Source organism: Martelella sp. (assembly GCF_984369615.1).
The window spans coordinates 1-2356 of the sequence record NZ_CFHTCS010000514.1; the positions used below are offsets into that span (position 1 = coordinate 1).

General features: G+C 63.5%; 4 protein-coding genes. All 4 read left to right on the forward strand.

Going from position 1 to position 2356, the window contains the following annotated elements; translation table 11 throughout:
• Positions 1–737 (forward strand): tryptophan--tRNA ligase (locus AC5DC2_RS23080; RefSeq protein WP_491700177.1); only part of this gene is annotated, 737 nt, incomplete at its 5' end.
• Between the two features lie 146 nt (positions 738–883).
• Positions 884–1375: a universal stress protein gene (locus AC5DC2_RS23085; protein WP_024708291.1), complete on the forward strand. Its 492-nt coding sequence runs from the start codon at positions 884–886 to the stop codon at positions 1373–1375.
• A gap of 73 nt (positions 1376–1448) precedes the next feature.
• On the forward strand, positions 1449–2012 hold the full coding sequence (locus tag AC5DC2_RS23090; RefSeq protein WP_024708292.1) for a NifU family protein: 564 nt from the start codon (positions 1449–1451) through the stop codon (positions 2010–2012).
• Between the two features lie 33 nt (positions 2013–2045).
• Positions 2046–2356, forward strand: a 311-nt coding sequence (tsaB, locus tag AC5DC2_RS23095; protein ID WP_491700178.1) for a tRNA (adenosine(37)-N6)-threonylcarbamoyltransferase complex dimerization subunit type 1 TsaB, incomplete at its 3' end; no start/stop codon positions are given.

Genomic DNA, 2356 nt, shown 5'->3' on the forward strand with positions numbered 1-2356 from the left:
TGACCCAGTTCAAGGACAAGGCCGGCAAGGACCGCGAGAACGCCTCGCTCGGCCTTCTGGCCTATCCGAGCCTGATGGCGGCCGACATTCTCGTCTACCGCGCCACCCATGTTCCGGTCGGCGACGACCAGAAGCAGCATCTGGAACTGACCCGCGATATCGCCATGAAGTTCAATCTTGATTTTGCCAAGAAGATCAAGGAGATCGGCAGCGGAGTTGACATCACCGTCGGCGACCAGCCGGTCCATGCCTTCTTCCCCATGGTCGAGCCGCTGATCGAGGGACCGGCGCCGCGCGTGATGAGCCTCAAGGACGGTTCGAAGAAGATGTCGAAGTCGGATCCCTCCGACCTTTCGCGCATCAACCTCACCGATGACGCCGACACCGTCGCCCGCAAGATCCGCAAGGCCAAGACCGATCCGGATGCGCTGCCGAGCGAGGTCGACGGGCTGAAGGGGCGTCCCGAGGCTGACAATCTCGTCGGCATCTTTGCTGCGCTCTCTGATCGCACCAAGGCCGATGTGCTGACCGAGTATGGCGGGCAGCAATTCTCGCAGTTCAAGCCGGCACTGGCCGAGCTTGCGGTCAATGTCCTGTCTCCGGTCAATGCCGAGATGCGCCGCCTGATCGACGATCCGGCCCATATCGACGCCGTTCTGAAGGACGGTTCGGAGCGGGCAGGGGCGATTGCCGAGAGGACGATGAAGGACGTGCACGAGATCGTCGGCCTGCTCTGACGCTTGCTTTTTGGGCATCTGTGTTATGATGGCGCGTTCGGGCCGCGGACCGGACGCCGCCTGCGAGCGCGGATATCCGCCTGGCCCGGCTCTCCCTGCCGGATGTGAAAGACGGTTTACGGCCGGAAAAACGGAGTTTCTCAAACATGGTTTCCAAACGACTTTCCGGCGAGGCCGGACATCGCCGCAAATTCATGGCCATTGTCGACGATACGCCGGAATGCAGCCGCGCGGTGCGCTATGCGGGCCGGCGCGCGAAGAATTCCAATGGCGGGCTCGTGCTCTGCTATGTGATCCCCGAACACGAGGTCCAGCAATGGATCGGCGTGCAGGAATTCATGCGGGCCGAGGCCCGCGAGGAGGCCGAGGCGATCGTCAACAAGGCGGCCGAGGCGGTGCGCGAGGCGATCGGCGTCGAACCGGAAATCGTCATCCGCGAAGGCGACCGTTCCGTCGAGATCAACGCCGTTGTCGAGGACGACCGGGATATCGCCATTCTGGTTCTCGCCGCGGGCTCCGCCAAGGACGGGCCGGGGCCGCTGGTATCGCTGCTCGCCGGCCGCGGCAAGGCCTTTACCATTCCCGTCACCGTCCTGCCCGACGGGCTGGAGGATGCCGATATCGACGCGCTCTGCTGATGCCCTTGCGGTTGCCGGTCAAAGCGCCGATATAAGGGAAAAGCCGCCCAGACGACAAGATTTGGAGATGAAGATGTTCATCCAGACCGAGACCACGCCGAACCCGGCGACCCTGAAATTCCTGCCCGGCAAGGTGGTTATGGAAAGCGGCAATGCGGATTTCCGCTCGGCCGATGATGCGATCGTTTCGCCGCTGGCGACCCGCCTCTTCGCCGTGCCCGGCGTTGAAGGGGTGATGTTCGGCTATGATTTCGTGGCCGTGACCAAGGGCGATCCCGAATGGCAGCACCTGAAGCCGGCGATTCTCGGCGCGATCATGGAGCATTTCATGTCCGGCGCGCCGGTCATGGCCGGTGAGGCTCCACAGGTGGAAGATGACAGCGGCGAGGAATTCTTCGACGCCGGCGACGAGACGATCGTCGCCACGATCAAGGAACTGCTCGACACCCGCGTCCGCCCGGCCGTTGCCCAGGATGGCGGCGACATCACCTTCCGTGGCTATCGCGAGGGCACGGTGTTCCTCAACATGCGCGGCGCCTGCTCGGGCTGCCCCTCCTCGACGGCGACGCTGAAACACGGCGTCCAGAACCTCCTGCATCACTTCGTCCCCGAAGTGGAGCATGTCGAGGCCGTCTGAAAACCGTGGCGATACGGTTCTGAAAGGTCCGCAATGCTGATACTGGCGCTCGATACGGCGCAGGCCGATTGTGCGGCCTGCCTTTTCGATACGACAAGCGATGTCGTGCTTGCCCGCACGGTCGAGACGATCGGCAAGGGCCATGCCGAACGGCTTATGGCCGTGATCGACGAGACGCTGCAGCATGCGGGAAGGGCACCAGCCGGTTTCGACCGGATTGCGGTCAATGTCGGGCCGGGGTCGTTCACCGGCGTGAGGGTCGGCGTCTCGACCGCCCGCGCGCTGGCGCTGGCGACAAAGACGGAATGCGTCGGGGTTTCATCGCTTTCCGCACTTGGCTTCCA

Coding starts and splice junctions, on each gene's coding strand:
- AC5DC2_RS23085 (WP_024708291.1), top strand. CDS start 884: ATGGTTTCCAAACGACTTTCCGGCGAGGCCGGACATCGCCGCAAATTC.
- AC5DC2_RS23090 (WP_024708292.1), top strand. CDS start 1,449: ATGTTCATCCAGACCGAGACCACGCCGAACCCGGCGACCCTGAAATTC.